14 protein-coding genes are annotated in these 15,714 nt (G+C 61.2%); 12 read left to right on the forward strand and 2 right to left on the reverse strand.

Annotated elements, in window-relative coordinates; translation table 11 throughout:
- Nucleotides 1-167: 167 nt before the first annotated feature.
- Nucleotides 168-578, reverse strand: coding sequence for a PA2817 family protein (locus AC0IW7_RS23490; protein ID WP_122453276.1), 411 nt, complete (start codon nt 576-578; stop codon nt 168-170).
- Nucleotides 579-659: 81 nt separating this feature from the next.
- Nucleotides 660-3,107 carry an acyl-CoA dehydrogenase gene (locus tag AC0IW7_RS23495; protein ID WP_471821171.1) on the reverse strand — a complete coding sequence of 816 codons (2,448 nt, stop codon included), beginning with the start codon at nt 3,105-3,107 and terminating at the stop codon, nt 660-662.
- Nucleotides 3,108-3,516: 409 nt separating this feature from the next.
- Between AC0IW7_RS23495 and AC0IW7_RS23500 the strand changes: the two genes are divergently transcribed.
- The 12 genes from AC0IW7_RS23500 to AC0IW7_RS23555 all read left to right on the forward strand — a co-directional run bounded on the left by AC0IW7_RS23500 (nt 3,517) and on the right by AC0IW7_RS23555 (nt 15,617).
- Nucleotides 3,517-4,137: a glutathione S-transferase family protein gene (locus AC0IW7_RS23500; protein ID WP_471821173.1), complete on the forward strand. Its 621-nt coding sequence runs from the start codon at nt 3,517-3,519 to the stop codon at nt 4,135-4,137.
- 135 nt (nt 4,138-4,272) lie between these two features.
- Entirely contained in the window at nt 4,273-5,205 is a 933-nt protein-coding gene (locus AC0IW7_RS23505) for an ABC transporter ATP-binding protein (RefSeq protein ID WP_471821174.1), read from the forward strand.
- Nucleotides 5,206-5,216: 11 nt separating this feature from the next.
- Complete coding sequence (locus AC0IW7_RS23510) at nt 5,217-5,996, forward strand: ABC transporter permease (RefSeq protein ID WP_471821228.1); 780 nt, start codon at nt 5,217-5,219, stop codon at nt 5,994-5,996.
- Between the two features lie 83 nt (nt 5,997-6,079).
- Entirely contained in the window at nt 6,080-6,910 is an 831-nt protein-coding gene (gene queF / locus AC0IW7_RS23515; RefSeq protein ID WP_471821176.1) for an NADPH-dependent 7-cyano-7-deazaguanine reductase QueF, read from the forward strand.
- Between the two features lie 92 nt (nt 6,911-7,002).
- Complete coding sequence (locus tag AC0IW7_RS23520) at nt 7,003-8,478, forward strand: flavin-containing monooxygenase (protein WP_471821178.1); 1,476 nt, start codon at nt 7,003-7,005, stop codon at nt 8,476-8,478.
- A complete protein-coding gene (locus AC0IW7_RS23525) occupies nt 8,462-9,409 on the forward strand; it encodes an alpha/beta hydrolase (RefSeq protein WP_471821180.1) in 948 nt (315 codons plus the stop codon). The genes AC0IW7_RS23520 and AC0IW7_RS23525 overlap by 17 nt, the downstream gene beginning before the upstream one ends.
- A gap of 209 nt (nt 9,410-9,618) precedes the next feature.
- On the forward strand, nt 9,619-9,960 hold the full coding sequence (locus AC0IW7_RS23530; RefSeq protein ID WP_122453269.1) for a ribonuclease E inhibitor RraB: 342 nt from the start codon (nt 9,619-9,621) through the stop codon (nt 9,958-9,960).
- A gap of 140 nt (nt 9,961-10,100) precedes the next feature.
- Nucleotides 10,101-10,808 carry a type 1 glutamine amidotransferase gene (locus AC0IW7_RS23535; RefSeq protein ID WP_471821182.1) on the forward strand — a complete coding sequence of 236 codons (708 nt, stop codon included), beginning with the start codon at nt 10,101-10,103 and terminating at the stop codon, nt 10,806-10,808.
- An 836-nt stretch (nt 10,809-11,644) separates the two neighbouring features.
- On the forward strand, nt 11,645-13,054 hold the full coding sequence (locus AC0IW7_RS23540) for a circularly permuted type 2 ATP-grasp protein (protein WP_471821184.1): 1,410 nt from the start codon (nt 11,645-11,647) through the stop codon (nt 13,052-13,054).
- Between the two features lie 2 nt (nt 13,055-13,056).
- On the forward strand, nt 13,057-14,007 hold the full coding sequence (locus AC0IW7_RS23545) for an alpha-E domain-containing protein (protein WP_122497968.1): 951 nt from the start codon (nt 13,057-13,059) through the stop codon (nt 14,005-14,007).
- Complete coding sequence (locus AC0IW7_RS23550; RefSeq protein ID WP_471821186.1) at nt 14,004-14,798, forward strand: transglutaminase family protein; 795 nt, start codon at nt 14,004-14,006, stop codon at nt 14,796-14,798. The genes AC0IW7_RS23545 and AC0IW7_RS23550 overlap by 4 nt, the downstream gene beginning before the upstream one ends.
- 84 nt (nt 14,799-14,882) lie before the next feature.
- A complete protein-coding gene (locus AC0IW7_RS23555) occupies nt 14,883-15,617 on the forward strand; it encodes a proteasome-type protease (protein WP_471821188.1) in 735 nt (244 codons plus the stop codon).
- Nucleotides 15,618-15,714: the final 97 nt, after the last annotated feature.

A 15,714-nucleotide genomic window follows, 5' to 3' on the forward strand; every position in this document is an offset into this window, starting at 1 on the left:
GGGAATAGCTCAGTTGGTAGAGCACGACCTTGCCAAGGTCGGGGTCGCGAGTTCGAGTCTCGTTTCCCGCTCCAAATACACAAAAACGCCGCTCATTGAGTGGCGTTTTTGTTTGTGCGCGATTTGTGGCCGAAAAGCCCAGTCGGTTTTCTGTGGGAGCGTTTGCCTCAGTGCGTGCTGCCTTCGCGGGGAATCGCCAAAAATTGCTTCTCACGCTCCCAGTCGAACGGCTCGTCGTTCTGTTCCGCTTCGTAGCGACGCTCATCGAGCGCCTGGAACAGGGTGATTTCTTCGTCCGGCATAAAGTGCAGGCAGTCGCCACCGAAGAACCACAGCAAGTCGCGCGGCACCAGATGGGCGATTTGCGGGTAGCGGTGGATGACCTGGCACATCAAGTCCTGGCCCAAATAAAGGCTTTGCTCAGGCTCCTGCGGCAGCAGGGTGAGCAATTCGTCGAAGCGTTCCAGAAACAGCGCGTGGCTTTCTTCCGGAACCTGTTCGGCTTCGCCCAGCGCAACCAGAATGCCGCGCAGGTGGGTCAGCAGCGCCAAGTGATGGTCGAGATAGGGGCTGGACATGGGCGACTCCTCAGGAACAAAAACGGGCGCGAAGTATAGAAGCCTTCGCGCCCGTTGTCGTGTTGCCGCCTGGCGTGGACGTTAGCGGATCTTGCCTTCGCCCAGCGTCAGTTCTTCTTTGGCGTAATCGTCGACGTCGATCACCCGGCGCCGCGCCGCTTCCGCATCACGCAAGTTCTGCGCTTCGTCGGCTTGCAGCACCCCGGCCGCCAATGCCGCGTCGATCAGGCTTTCGCCTGGCTGCGGCGTGAGACGACCTTCTTTCACTGCCACATGCAGCTTTTTATGCAGCCCATGGCTGGCGCCAAGCAGGTTCACTGCATGTTGCAGCGCGCCCACGGCATCGGTCGGGTCGGTTGGGCGGAAGCAGCCGGCCAGCACGGCTTCCAGCGCCGGGTCGCCGGCAGGGCGGGTGAGAATGCCAGCAATCTCGGCATCCAGCGCATCCGATGGACCCTTGTGGCGACGGCCGAACGGAAACACCAGCAAGCTCAGCGCGCAGCCAAAGAAGCGGTTGGGGAAGTTTTCCAGCAAGTCGGCCAGCGCCTGTTCGGCGTTGCCCAGGCTTTCTTCCATCGCCCAGCTCACCGACGCACGCAAGTGCTCCGGGTAATCGAGGTCGTGGTAACGCTTGAGCGCCGCCGAGGCCAGGTACAGGTTGCTGAGCACATCGCCTAGGCGTGCCGACAAGCGTTCGCGGCGTTTCAGCTCGCCACCGAGCAGCATCATGCTGAAGTCCGCCAACATGGCGAAACCAGCCGCCAGGCGGTTCAGTGCGCGGAAGTAGGGCTGGCTGAAACTGTCGCCCGGCACCCGCCCGATTTTGCCGAAGGTCAGGCTCAGAATCAGGCTGTTGGCGGCGTTGCTGATGGCGAAACCAATGTGCTGCATCAGCAGTTCATCGAATTCCACCAGCGCACGGTCGCGGTCTTCGCGACCGGCCAAGGCCATTTCTTTAAGCACGTACGGATGGCAGCGAATAGCGCCCTGGCCGAAGATCATCAAGTTGCGCGAGAGAATGTTCGCGCCTTCCACGGTGATGAAAATCGGTGCGCCTTGCCACGAACGGCCCAAGTAGTTGTTTGGGCCCATGATGATGCCCTTGCCGCCGTGCACGTCCATCGCGTGGCTGATGCACTCGCGGCCGCGCTCGGTGAGGTGGTACTTGAGAATCGCCGAAAGCACCGAGGGTTTTTCGCCCAGATCGACCGCGTTGGCCGTAAGAATGCGCGCGGCGTCCATCATCCAGGCGTTGCCGCCGATCCGCGCCAGCGCTTCCTGAATACCTTCGAAAGCCGCCAGCGGCACGTTGAATTGCTCACGCACCTGGGTGTACTGGCCGGTGACCAGACTGGTGTATTTGGCCGCACCGGTGCCCACCGCGGGCAGCGAAATCGAACGGCCGACCGACAGGCAGTTCATCAGCATCATCCAGCCTTTGCCCAACATCGGCTGACCGCCGATGAGGTAGTCCAGCGGCACGAAAACGTCTTTACCCGAGTTGGGACCATTCATAAACGCGGCGCCCAGCGGCAAGTGGCGACGGCCGATTTCCACCCCGGGGGTGTCAGTCGGAATCAGCGCCAGGCTGATGCCCAGGTCTTCTTCGTCGCCGAGCAAGTGTTCCGGGTCGTAGGCCTTGAACGCCAGACCGAGCAGCGTCGCCACAGGGCCGAGGGTGATATAGCGTTTTTCCCACGTCAGACGCAGGCCAATCACTTCCTCGCCGTTCCACTGGCCTTTGCAAATGATGCCGACGTCAGGCATTGCCCCGGCATCGGAGCCGGCCAGCGGGCCGGTGAGGGCGAAGCACGGAATGTCGTCGCCACGGGCCAGGCGCGGCAGGTAATGCTGGCGCTGTTCGTCGGTGCCGTAGTGCAGCAGCAATTCAGCCGGGCCGAGGGAGTTGGGCACCATCACGGTGGAGGCCAGGTCGCCGCTGCGGGTCGCCAGTTTCATCGCCACTTGCGAGTGGGCATAGGCCGAGAAGCCTTTACCGCCGTACTCCTTGGGAATGATCAGGGCAAAGAAGCCGTGCTCTTTAATGTGTTGCCACGCGGCTTCGGGCAAATCCATGTGCTGGCCGATGTCCCAGTCAGTGACCATCGCGCACAGTTCTTCGGTTGGGCCGTCGAGAAACGCTTGTTCCTCGTCCGTAAGCGTCGCCTTGGGGTAGGCGAGCAGGGTGTTCCAATCCGGGCGACCGCTGAACAGCTCGCCGTCCCACCAGACGGTGCCGGCTTCGATGGCGTCTTTCTCGGTTTCCGACATCGGCGGCAAGGTTTTCTGGAACCAGGCGAACAGCGGCGCGGTGAACAGCTTGCGGCGCAGGTCTGGCAGTACCAACGGCACGGTGATGGCGATCAGCGTCAGCCAGAGAATGGCCATCAGCCAGGTCGGTGCATGGCCATAAATGCCCATGAGCACCAGGTAGACGGCGACGATGCCAATGGCAGGCAACGGCGAGAGGCGACGGTGGGCCAGAAAGGCCACGCCCAGCACCAGAACAACTAACCAGACAGCAAGCATGCAACGTCCTCCTTGGAACGGACCGGCTGAATGCCGACCGTGTCGAGCTTAGTAGGTGTGGCGAGAGAGGGACTGGCGAGAAGGGCGCCAAGCCAGGCTTGGCGTCATCGAATTGAACTCGGCACCCCCAGGAACCCAGGTGAGTGAACACCTTGCCCCGGCCGCTTCAGTGATAGTGACCACCCTCGCGTTGTTCAGTTCGCACTGGATAATCGTCCCGCGTGCCTCGATTGGCGTGACTGTGCAGTCAGTCTTTACTGCTGCTAAGCGGGTGCAACTGACGAGCCGGGCCGAAACCTCGGAACCATGAAGCGCCTCGATAGCTAACATCAATTTCCAAGTCTGTTTTCTTTGGCTCAGGCAGGTAGGATGCCTGAGCCAAAAAAGCGAAATAGAAGGTAACAAACCGATGCTGACGATCTGGGGACGCAAGAATTCCGGCAACGTGCGCAAAGCGTTGTGGGCCGCCGAAGAAGTAGGGGTGCCCTACGAACGACGCGATGCAGGTGGCGCTTTCGGTGTGGTGAACGAACCGCACTACCGCGCCATGAACCCCAATGGTCTGGTGCCGGTGATCGAAGACGGCGACCTGGTGCTGTGGGAGTCCAACGCCATCGTTCGTTACCTGGCGGCGCAATACGGCGACGGTGTGTTGTATGCGCAAGACCCAGCCCAGCGCGCCATTGGCGACAAGTGGATGGACTGGTCCACCTCAGTGTTCGCCGGTGCGTTCCGCGATCTGTTCTGGGGTACGGTGCGCACCCCGCCCGAGCAGCGCGACGAAGCGCGTATCGCTGCCGCCTTGCAGCGCTGCGGTGAACTGCTGGCAATGCCGAATGAGGCCTTGGCCAGCCAGCCCTATTTATCCGGTGAGCAGTTCGGCATGGGCGACATCCCGCTCGGCGCCGGCATCTACGCCTGGTTTGAAATGCCTATTCAACGCCCCGATCTGCCCCATCTGCAGGCGTGGTACGAGCGCCTGAAACAGCGGCCCGCGTACCAGACAGCGGTGATGACGGCGCTGACCTGACCGATAAAAAAACAACCTGGGAACCGCTTAGCCGTCTACTGCGGTGACGCTAAACTGCGCAGCCCGCCGTAACGCCTGAGAGCGCGGCGGCCGCGCTTCCCGCTCCAATTTTTCTTATACAAGTGTGTATTTCCTATGAGTTCTGCCCTGTCTATCCGTGGCCTGACCAAGACGTACGGCAACGGCTTTCAAGCGCTGCACGGCATCGATCTGGATGTAGCCGAAGGCGACTTCTTCGCCTTGCTCGGCCCCAACGGCGCCGGTAAATCGACCACCATCGGCATTCTTTCGACCCTGGTGACCAAATCCAGCGGCACGGTCAACGTGTTCGGCCATGACCTGGACCGCGAGCCGTCGCAGCTCAAGCGTTGCCTGGGCGTGGTGCCGCAAGAATTCAACTTCAACCAGTTCGAAAAAGTCTTCGACATCGTCGTGACCCAGGCCGGCTACTACGGCATTCCCCAGCGCATCGCCAAAGAGCGCGCCGAGCAATACCTCACCCAACTCGGCCTGTGGGACAAACGCAACTCGGCCTCGCGTGAATTATCCGGCGGCATGAAACGTCGACTAATGATCGCCCGCGCGCTGATTCACCAACCGCGCTTGCTGATCCTCGATGAACCCACCGCTGGCGTGGACATCGAATTGCGCCGCTCGATGTGGACCTTCCTCACCGAGCTGAACGAGCAGGGCATCAGCATTATTCTCACCACTCACTACCTCGAAGAAGCCGAACAGCTGTGCCGCAACATCGGCATCATCGACCACGGCCGCATCGTCGAAAACACCAGCATGCGCAGCCTGCTGAAAAAGCTGCACGTGGAAACCTTCCTGCTTGACCTGAAAGACTCGCTCACCGTGCTGCCCAACTTGCCCGGTTATCCCGCGCAGTTGATCGACGACCACACGCTGCAAGTACAAGTGGAAAAAAGCCTGGGCATCAGCGAGCTGTTCCGCCAACTGGCCGCGCAGAACATTCAGGTGCTGAGCATGCGCAACAAAACCAATCGCCTGGAGGAGCTGTTCGTGTCCTTGGTGGAAAAAAACCTGGCGAAGGTGGCGGTATGAAACACGATTATCTGAACAGCGAGCTGCAAGCCAACTGGGTTGCCTTGAACACCATCGTTTACCGCGAAGTTCGCCGCTTCATGCGGATCTGGCCGCAAACGCTGCTGCCGCCAGCGATCACCATGGTTTTGTACTTCGTCATCTTCGGCAACCTGATCGGCCGGCAGATCGGCGACATGGGCGGCTTCACCTACATGCAGTACATCGTGCCCGGCCTGATCATGATGTCGGTGATCACCAACGCATACGGCAACGTGGTGTCGAGCTTCTTCGGCAGCAAATTCCAGCGCTCGGTAGAAGAGCTGATGGTGGCGCCGGTGTCGCCGCACACCATCCTTATCGGCTACGTCATCGGCGGCGTGCTGCGCGGTCTGGCAGTGGGCGTGATCGTCACCATCCTGTCGCTGTTCTTCACCAAGCTGCAAGTGCACCACCTAGGCATTACCGTGCTGGTGGTGCTGCTGACCGCCACGGTGTTTTCGCTGTGCGGGTTTATCAACGCCGTGTTTGCGCGCAACTTTGACGACATCTCGATTATTCCGACCTTCGTGCTGACGCCGCTGACGTACCTGGGCGGGGTGTTTTACTCGATCAGCCTGCTGCCGCCGTTCTGGCAAACCGTGTCGCTGGCCAACCCGGTGCTGCACATGGTTAACGCCTTCCGTTACGGAATCTTGGGCGTGTCGGATATTCGCATCAGCATTGCCATCGGCTTTATGGTCGTGGCGACTACGGTGCTTTACATCGCCTGTGTGCAGTTGCTGAAGAGTGGGCGAGGCATGCGCCAGTAATCGCCTGTCTACCCCAACGTACGTCCCAAGACGCGGCAATTTGTATACAATTGCCGCGTTTTTTTTACCCTCAGGTCGCCGCCATGCATCCCGCCGTCGAACACTCTCCGTTAGGCAAGGCCAGCGAATACATCGCTACCTACACGCCGTCGCTGCTGTACCCCATTCCCCGCGCGCCAAAATGGGCCGAGTTGGGCCTTACGGCTGAAACCCTGCCGTATCAGGGCGTCGATTTCTGGAATTGCTTCGAGCTGTCGTGGCTGCTGCCCTCGGGCAAGCCGGTGGTGGCGATTGGTGAGTTTGCGATTCCTGCCGACTCGCCCAATATCATCGAATCCAAGTCCTTCAAGCTGTATCTCAACTCCCTGAACCAGAGCGTATTTGCCACGGCGGGCGAGTTGCAGGCGGTGCTGGAAAAAGACCTCGGCGCCGCCGCCGGCAAGCCGGTCGGCGTGCGGGTGCGCAGTCTGGCCGAGGTCGAGGCCGAGGGCGTGACGGCGTTGCCCGGGCGCTGCATTGATGAGCTGGATGTGACCATCAGCAACTACGCCCAGCCGCAGCCCGAGCTGCTGCGTTGCGATACCGGCCGCGTGGTGGAGGAGAGCCTGCATAGCCATTTGCTCAAGTCCAACTGCCCGGTTACCGGCCAGCCGGACTGGGGCACTGTGGTGGTCAGCTACCGTGGGCCGGCGCTGGATGCGGCCAGTCTGCTGGCGTATCTGGTGAGCTTTCGCCAGCACGCCGACTTCCACGAGCAGTGCGTGGAGCGCATTTTTCTTGATCTGCAACGCCTGCTGCAGCCCGAAAGCCTGACCGTTTACGCCCGCTATGTGCGTCGGGGTGGCCTGGACATCAACCCGTACCGCAGCCTCGGCGCCATTTCGCCGGACAATCGACGCCTAGTCCGCCAATAACCGGTGCGTTTCGAGCTAGTACGGACGTACCCGTTGTTTCTGCCCATGCGCACGCTTTAGTCTTAGCTCCGACGACCATCGGGATAACAACAATGACTAAAACGTCCCCGTCAGCCGCGCCCTTGCGCGTGCTGATTATCGGTGCCGGCTTCGCTGGCATCGGCTTGGCAATTACCCTCAAGCGCGCCGGCATCGGCGATTTCGTTTTGCTGGAAAAAGCCGGCGACCTGGGCGGCACCTGGCGGGACAACCGCTACCCCGGCGCCGCCTGCGATGTGCCTTCCCATCTGTATTCCTTTTCTTTCGAGCCCAAAACCGACTGGACGCGCAAGTTTGCGCCGCAGACGGAAATTTTCGCCTACCAGCAGCACTGCGCCGACAAGTACCAGGTTCGCCCGCACATACGCTTCAACCGCGAGGTGGCCAGTGCCGTGTTCGACGCCGAAGCCGGCTTATGGCAAGTCACTTGCACCGATGGCGAGACGTTCAGCGCTCAGGCACTGGTGAGCGCGTGCGGCCAACTGAATCGTCCGTTGCTGCCGCGTATCGCCGGGTTGGAGCAGTTCACCGGCGAAACCTTCCACTCGGCCCGCTGGAACGCGGACTACGACCTTAGCGGCAAACGCGTAGCGGTGATCGGCACCGGCGCCAGCGCCATTCAATTCATTCCGCAAATTGCCCCGCAGGTGACGCAGCTTCACGTGTTCCAGCGCTCGCCGGCGTATGTGCTGCACAAGCCAGATCGCGCCTATCGGCCCTGGGAAAGCGCGCTAATGCGCCGCCTGCCGTGGCTGCAAACCCTCGACCGCGGCCTCAAATACATCCAGCACGAGGCGCGGGTGCTGGCGTTTACCGTGGTGCCCAAGCTGATGAAACCCATGCAGCTGCGCTTTCGCCTGCATCTGAACCGCAGCATTGCCGATCATGCTTTTCGTCAGCGCCTGTCACCTGATTACCCCATGGGTTGCAAGCGCATCCTTATCTCCAACGACTACTTTCCGGCCCTGGCGCGGGCCAACGTCGAGGTGGTGGGCGATCAGATCGAAGCGGTGACCGCCACCGGCATACGCACCGCCGACGGCCGCGAGCGCGAGGTGGACGCGATCATCTACGGCACCGGCTTCGCCGCCACCGATTTCCTCGCGCCCATGCACATCACCGGGCTCAACGGTCGCGACCTTAACGCCGCCTGGAAGGAGGGCGCCGAGGCCTATCTGGGCATTAGCGTGAGCGGCTTTCCCAACCTGTTCATCCTCTATGGCCCCAACACTAACCTGGGCCACAACTCAATCATTTACATGCTGGAAAGCCAGTTCAGCTATGTGCTCGGCTGCCTGCAACAGTTGCAGCAGCATCAACTGCGCTACATGGACCTCAAGCCCACGGTGCAGGCTCAGTTCAACCAGTCGCTGCACAAGGCCATCGACCGCTCCATTTGGCAGCAGGGTTGCGACAGTTGGTACAAAACCGCCAGCGGCAAAAACACCAACAACTGGCCCGGTTTCACCTTTACCTACCGCCATCACACCCGTCGCCCGGAGCTTGCGAACTATGACTGCATTCGTTGAACCGCCGCGCTTGAGCCAGCGCCTGTTGGCCGCTGTGTTGCGCACCAGTTTGAAGGCGCTGTTTCGCGGGCTGATCCGCCCACCGATGCCCATCGCCGCCCAGCGCGCGATTCTGCGTGCCTTGACCGTTTCCACCGTCGCGCCCCGTGGCACTCGCCGTAGCGCCGAAATGCTGGCCGGGTTGCAATGCGAGTGGCAGCGGCCGGCTGAGCACAGCGAGCGGGTAATGCTGTATTTCCATGGCGGCGCTTACCTGATCGGTTCGCCCGCCACCCACCGCGCCATCACCGGCCATTTGGCCAAGCGCGGCCAATTGGCAGTGTGTGCGCTGGACTACCGCCTGGCGCCCGAGCACCCCTTTCCCGCCGGGCTCGACGATGGCCTGGCGGCCTATCAGGCGCTGTTGGCTCAAGGCTACGGCGGCGAGCAGATCATGCTTGGTGGCGATTCGGCTGGCGGCAATCTGGCGCTCGGCCTGGCCTTGCGCATCAAGCAAAACGGGCTGCCAATGCCGGCGGCGCTGGTGTGTTTCTCGCCGCTGACCGACGCCAGCCTTACCCAGTTGCACCAGCCGCCCGCGGGCGATCCATTGCTGAGCCTGGCCTGGATCCACCAGGCCGGTTCGCTGTTTTGCCCGCCGGGTGTAGACCGTCGCGACCCGTTTCTGTCGCCGGTATACGCCGATCTCAGCGGTTTGCCGCCGCTGCTTATTCAGGTCGGCGAAGACGAAGTGCTGCTCAACGACAGCCTGCGCCTTGCCGAGCGCGCGAGCGCAGCCGGCGTGGATGTTCACCTGCAACGCTATCCAGGCTGCTGGCATGTATTTCAGGCTCACGCCGGCTTGCTGGACATCGCCGACGTGGCCATGGCGCGGGTGGGCAGCTTTATCCAGACGCGCTTTGCGGCTGTGGCGGCGCAAAAAGGTGCGTAACCCACGCTGCACAAATGCGGGAAAGGCACTACGCTGGAAGAGGGCGTCCTTGCTGGGCGCCCGCTAGCACACGCTCTACGCCGCAGTACGCAAATGCAACAAGCCTCGGGTGATGGGTCTTTCGGATCTGTCGCGACGTCAGCGCAGTCAGCTGGCAGCAGCAATGGGAAAGCGGTCAAACCATCCATCGCATGTGAGGGGGTCGCATCATGAGCACAGCAAGCCATAACGACATCAGCAGCAATGTGTTGCGCCGGATGAAAGAGGGCGGCTTCGACTTTGCCCGCATCCACCCAATCGAGTTCTACGCCATTTTTCCCGACGAGGAGCGGGCCCGCATGGTGGCGAAAAAATTCCGCAGTGAAGTACTCAATGCCCAGGTGAGCGAGCGTGATGACGGCGCCTGGCACGTGTTGATCAGCAAAGTCATGTACGCCACCTATGACGGCATTGGTGCGTTCGAACATGACTTGGAGTCGATGGTCGCCCCGTTGGGTGGCGTACTCGACGGCTGGGGTGTTACGCAGGAACTCAAAGGGTTGCGCGTCTGACCCGCCACTAACTGGCGCCACACCGCGAATGCACCGGCCGGCCACAAGCGGGTCGGTGCCCGGCGACACTTTTCTGAAACGCTGACTCTGCCTCGGCACGAGGTTTGCCTGATCAGGTGGAAAAAAGAGGCGGTTCAGCGATGAGCGACATTCTGATTCTTACCCACGTCGACTACTGCCCGCCGGGCTACCTAGCGCGGGTGCTCGACGAGCGTCAGCTGGATTTTTCCGTGCTGCGTGCCGACCTTGACGAGCTTGACGGTTACGACCTGGAGCGGCCCAAAGCCGTGGCCATCATGGGCGGCCCCATGAGCGTCAATGATCCCTTGCCGTGGCTGAACGTAGAGATTGCAGCGTTGCAACGGTTTATAGCCCGCGACATTCCCCTGATCGGTCATTGCCTCGGCGGCCAACTGCTGGCCAGGGCGCTGGGCGCGCAAGTGCACCGCATGCCATACCGGGAAATCGGCTGGCAGCCGCTGTGGCAGGCCATCCAAACCGAGCCCAGCCCGTGGCTGGAACACCTTCCGGACGAATTCCCGATCTACCAATGGCATGGCGACACCTTCGACCTGCCACCTGGCGCCCAGCGACTACTTTCCAGCCCGTGGTGCCCCAACCAGGCGTTTGCCTGGGGCGACAAGGTTTTCGCCCTGCAAGGGCACCCGGAAATGACCGAAGAACTGGTGCGCCTGTGGCTGACCGACTTTGAGCATCTGTTGGATGAGACCCAGCCGAGTCAGCAGTCGAAACGCAAAATGCTTGAGGATTTGCCGCAGAAGGTGGCGGCGCTGAATGCGGTGGCGGAGGGGTTTTATCGGCGGTGGTTGGGGTTGGCGTTTGGTTAGGTGGGGCGGGCGAGGATCCACATTCGTTTAGGGAAATGCGATTCCTCCGAAATACTGGATCCCGAATCGTCGGACCGCCGCCTTCGCGAGGATGACGGGTGTTTTGTTTGGAATTTTTGTACTCCTGCGAATCGTCATCAAGAACACCGCCAGCACTAAAAACCTCCGTCATCCTCGCGAACGCGGGGATCCAGAGTCGTTCAGGGAAAGGCGATTCTTCCGAAATACTGGATCCCCGCTTTCGCGAGGATGACGGAGGTCTAGTTTGGAATTTCTGTACACCTGCAATGCGTCAGTTGACACACGGCCATCCCTCAAAACCTCCGTCATCCTCGCGAACGCGGGGATCCAGAGTCGTTCAGGGAAAGGCGATCCTTCCGAAATACTGGATTCCCGCTTTCGCGGGAATGACGGAGGTTTAGTTTGGAATTTCTGTACACCTGCAATGCGTCAGTTGACACACGGCCATCCCTCAAAACCACCGTCATCCTCGCGAAGGCGGCGGTCCGACGATTCGGGATCCAGGCTTGCATGGCGAGCACCATTACGTGACTGAGCCTGGATTCCCAACCGTCGACCGCGCCGATCTTCAGAGCCCCCCCATATTTAGTTGCAATCAACCCCGACTACGCTGGTCATAGGGAAACACCCAAGCGAAGCGGCTATCTTCACGGGTGCCGCCCAACGGGGCGTGGCCACGCACGGTGAGTCAAGGAATGCGCGATTCTGGTGCGCAGGGTGAGTGTCTTATTTTCAAGTCATTGATACTTAACGAATAAGACGGATGGCTCGGGCTTTGCAATACCTATGCACGTCCGGGTGACAAGGAGTACGGCATGACCCGCACCTTTTATGACGAGATGTACTTGGCGAACGGCGAATGCCGTCCGCATTACCGGGAGTTCGCGCGCTGGTTGGCCGACACCCCGGATGAGTTGCTGGCGCAGCGCCGCCGCGAAGCTGATCTGCTGTTTCACCGCGCTGGCATCACGTTCACCTTGTACGGCGACGACCAAGGCACCGAGCGGCTTATTCCCTTCGACATCATTCCGCGCAGCATTCCGGCCAGTGAGTGGCGCATTGTCGAGCGCGGCTGCATCCAGCGGGTGCAGGCATTGAATATGTTTCTCGCCGACCTTTACCACGACCAACGCATCATCAAGGCCGGCATCATTCCGGCCGAGCAGGTGCTGGCCAACGAGGGTTACCAACTGGCGATGCAGGGGCTGAATCTGCACCGCGATCTGTACGCGCATATCTCGGGCGTCGACTTGGTGCGCGACGGCGACGGCACGTACTACGTGCTCGAAGACAACCTGCGCACCCCCAGCGGCGTGAGCTACATGCTCGAAGACCGCAAAATGATGATGCGCCTGTTCCCCGAGCTGTTCGCCGCCCAGCGCGTGCTGCCCATCGATCACTACCCCAATTTGCTTCTCGACACGTTGAAGAGCTCCAGCCCGCTGGATAACCCCAACGTGGTGGTGCTGACGCCAGGGCGCTTTAACAGTGCGTACTTCGAACACGCGTTTCTGGCCCGCGAAATGGGCGTGGAGCTGGTTGAAGGCGCCGACTTGTTCGTGCGCGACGACAAAGTCTTTATGCGCACCACCGCCGGCGCCAAGCAGGTGGATGTGATCTACCGCCGTCTGGACGACGCCTTCCTCGACCCATTGGCATTCAACCCCGACTCCATGCTCGGTGTGCCGGGTCTGCTGTCGACGTACCGCAGCGGCAATGTGGTGCTGGCTAACGCCATCGGCACGGGCGTGGCGGATGACAAATCGATTTACCCCTTTGTCGGCGAAATGATCCGCTTCTACCTCGACGAAGAACCGATTCTGAAAAACGTGCCGACCTTCCAGTGCCGCAAGCCGGTGGAGTTGCAGCACGTGCTGACCAATCTGGAACACTTGGTGGTCAAGGAAACCCAAGGCTCCGGCGGCTACGGCATGTTGGTCGGGCCGGCCGCCAGCAGGGCAGAAATCGAAACCTTCCGCGCGCGGTTGATCGCGCGCCCCGAGGCGTACATCGCGCAACCGACGCTGTGCCTCTCAACGTGCCCGACCTTTGTCGAAAACGGCATCGCCCCCCGCCATATCGATTTGCGCCCCTTCGTGCTGTCCGGCAAAGACACCCGTGTAGTGCCAGGCGGCCTGACCCGCGTGGCGTTGCGAGAAGGGTCGCTGGTGGTGAACTCGTCGCAAGGCGGTGGCACCAAAGACACCTGGGTGGTGGAGGACTAATTATGCTGAGCCGCACTGCCTCTGACCTGTACTGGATGTCCCGTTACCTGGAGCGTGCCGAGAACCTGGCGCGCATGTTGGAAGTGAGTTACTCGCTGTCGCTGATGCCGCAAGACGGTCGTGGCAACGGCCTGGAAGAACTGGCACTGCCGCTGCTGATCACCGGCACCCTGGACGAGTACCTGGAACGCCACGGCCCGTTGCACGCCGAGCGCATGTTGCACTTCTTCGCCTTGGATTCGGAAAACCCGGCCAGCATTTACTGCTGCCTGCAAGCGGCGCGCACCAACGCCCATGCCGTGCGCGGTCGCATCACCGCCGACATGTGGGAAAACATCAACGCCACTTGGCTGGAGATTCGTGGCATCGCTGAACAGGGCCTGGGCCGTTACGGCATCAGCCGTTTCTGCGAGTGGGCCAAGGAACGTTCGCACCTGTTCCGGGGCGCCACCTTCGGCACCATCATGCGCGGCGACCCGTACCGCTTTATTCGCCTGGGTACATTCATCGAGCGCGCGGACAACACCCTGCGCCTGCTCGATGCCCGCTACGAAATGCTCGGCGAAGACATCGACGAAAACGATGGCCGCCCGGCGCGCAGTTATTACCAGTGGACCGCCTTGCTGCGGGCGCTGTCCTCCTTCGAGGCATTTGCCGAGATCTACCGTGGCTCGCCCGGCACCCGCAAGGTGGCCGAGCTGCTGTTGCTGCGCCCCGATGTACCGCGTTCCTTGCGCTCGTGCATGGACGAACTGCACCTGATGCTCGCCAGCCTGCCCGGTGAAAACGGTCGGCCGGCACAGCGTCTGGCCGCGGAGCTGGAAGCGCGCCTGCGCTACACCAGCATCAATGAAGTGCTCGACGAAGGCCTGCACGGCTGGCTCACCGATTTCATCCTGCTGGTGCGCAAGCTAGGCCAGGCCATTCAAACGTCTTACCTGGAGGTCGCATGAGACTCTCAATCAGCCATGACACCACCTATCACTACGAAGATCAGGTGCGTAACAGCATTCAATACCTGCGCATGACCCCGCACGACAGCGAGCGTCAGCAGGTGATCAGCTGGGAACTGAACCTGCCGCGCCCGGTGCGCGCGCAGGTCGATCCGTACGGCAATATTCTTCACGTGCTGACCCTCGACGAGCCCCACGAAAGCATTCTGCTCGGCGCCCGTGGCCAGGTGGAAATCGACGAGTCGAGCGAGTGCGAACACGAAGAGCAGTCGCCGCTGCCATTTTTGCGCACCACCCGATTGACCGAGGCCGACCAGGCCTTGCGCGAGTTCGCGCTGGTGCAATGCAACAGCCGTCGCGACCGTTCCTGCATGATCGATTTGATGCACGGCCTCAACGCCCGCATCCGCTACCAGCCAGACGTCACCGACGTGCAAACCAGCGCCGCCGAAGCCTTTGCTGGCGGCAAAGGGGTGTGCCAGGACCAGGCCCATGCGTTTATCGCCTGCGCCCGCAGCCTGGGCGTTCCGGCGCGGTATGTGTCGGGTTATCTATTCACCGATCGCGACGACCACCTGTCCAGCCACGCCTGGGCCGAAGCCTGGCTGGATGGCGCGTGGTACAGCTTCGACGTGACCAATTGCCTGGCCAAACCCGAGCGTCATCTGAAGTTGGCGGTCGGCCTGGATTATCTCGACGCTTGCCCGGTACGCGGCATGCGCCGTGGCGGCGGGGTGGAGCAAATGCACGCGCATGTGGAAGTGTCGCCTGTGCGGGTGCAGCAGCAATAACCTCATAAGCCGCGCAATAAGCGGTTAACTCCTAACGCCCGACGCGGTTTCGCCGCTCGGGCGTCCTTGCCTGTGTGGACTCTGATGACTTATTGCGTTGCTCTGAACCTGGCCGAAGGCCTGGTGTTTGTCTCCGACTCGCGCACCAATGCCGGTGTCGACCATATCGCCACGTTTCGCAAACTGCATGTGTTCGCCGTACCTGGCGAGCGCCTGATCGTGCTGCAAACCGCTGGCAACCTGGCCACCTCGCAAGCGGTGATCAATCTGCTGCGCACGCGCCTGAACCACGACGGCGTGCACCTCCATAACGTGGTCAACCTGTACGGCGCCACCACGCTGGTGGGCGACACCATGCGCGAAGTCATGGCGCGCGACGCCAACTCACCGATGGCGGCGGGGGTTGATCTGAGCTGCTCGTTTCTGGTCGGCGGACAAATCAGCGGCCAGCCGGCGGAGCTTTACAACATCTACCCGTTGGGCAATTTCATCTCGGCCTCCGACGACACGCCGTTCTTCCAGATTGGCGAAAGCAAATACGGCAAACCGATCCTCGACCGCGCCCTGAACTACCACACCGACCTCGACAAAGCCCTGCGCTGCGCGCTGGTGTCGTTCGACTCGACCATTCGCAGTAACTTGTCGGTCGGCTTCCCGTTGGACGTGGTCGTCTACAAAGCCGACAGCCTGCAAGTGCCAGCCGGTTTCCGCGTGCTGGAAAGTGACCCGTATTTTGAAGGGGTTCGCCAGCAGTGGTCGGTGGGTTTGAGCCAGTTGCTGGATGAGCTGCCGCCGTTGCCGCCGGAGTATTCGGCGTAGCGCCAACAGCACGGCCCCTCACCCCAGCCCTCTCCCGCAAGCGGGAGAGGGGGCTTTTTGCGGCGTATCGGCCTCACATCGTCAGTTCGGCCAAAGT

The organism is Pseudomonas sp. AC229 (assembly GCF_979254655.1).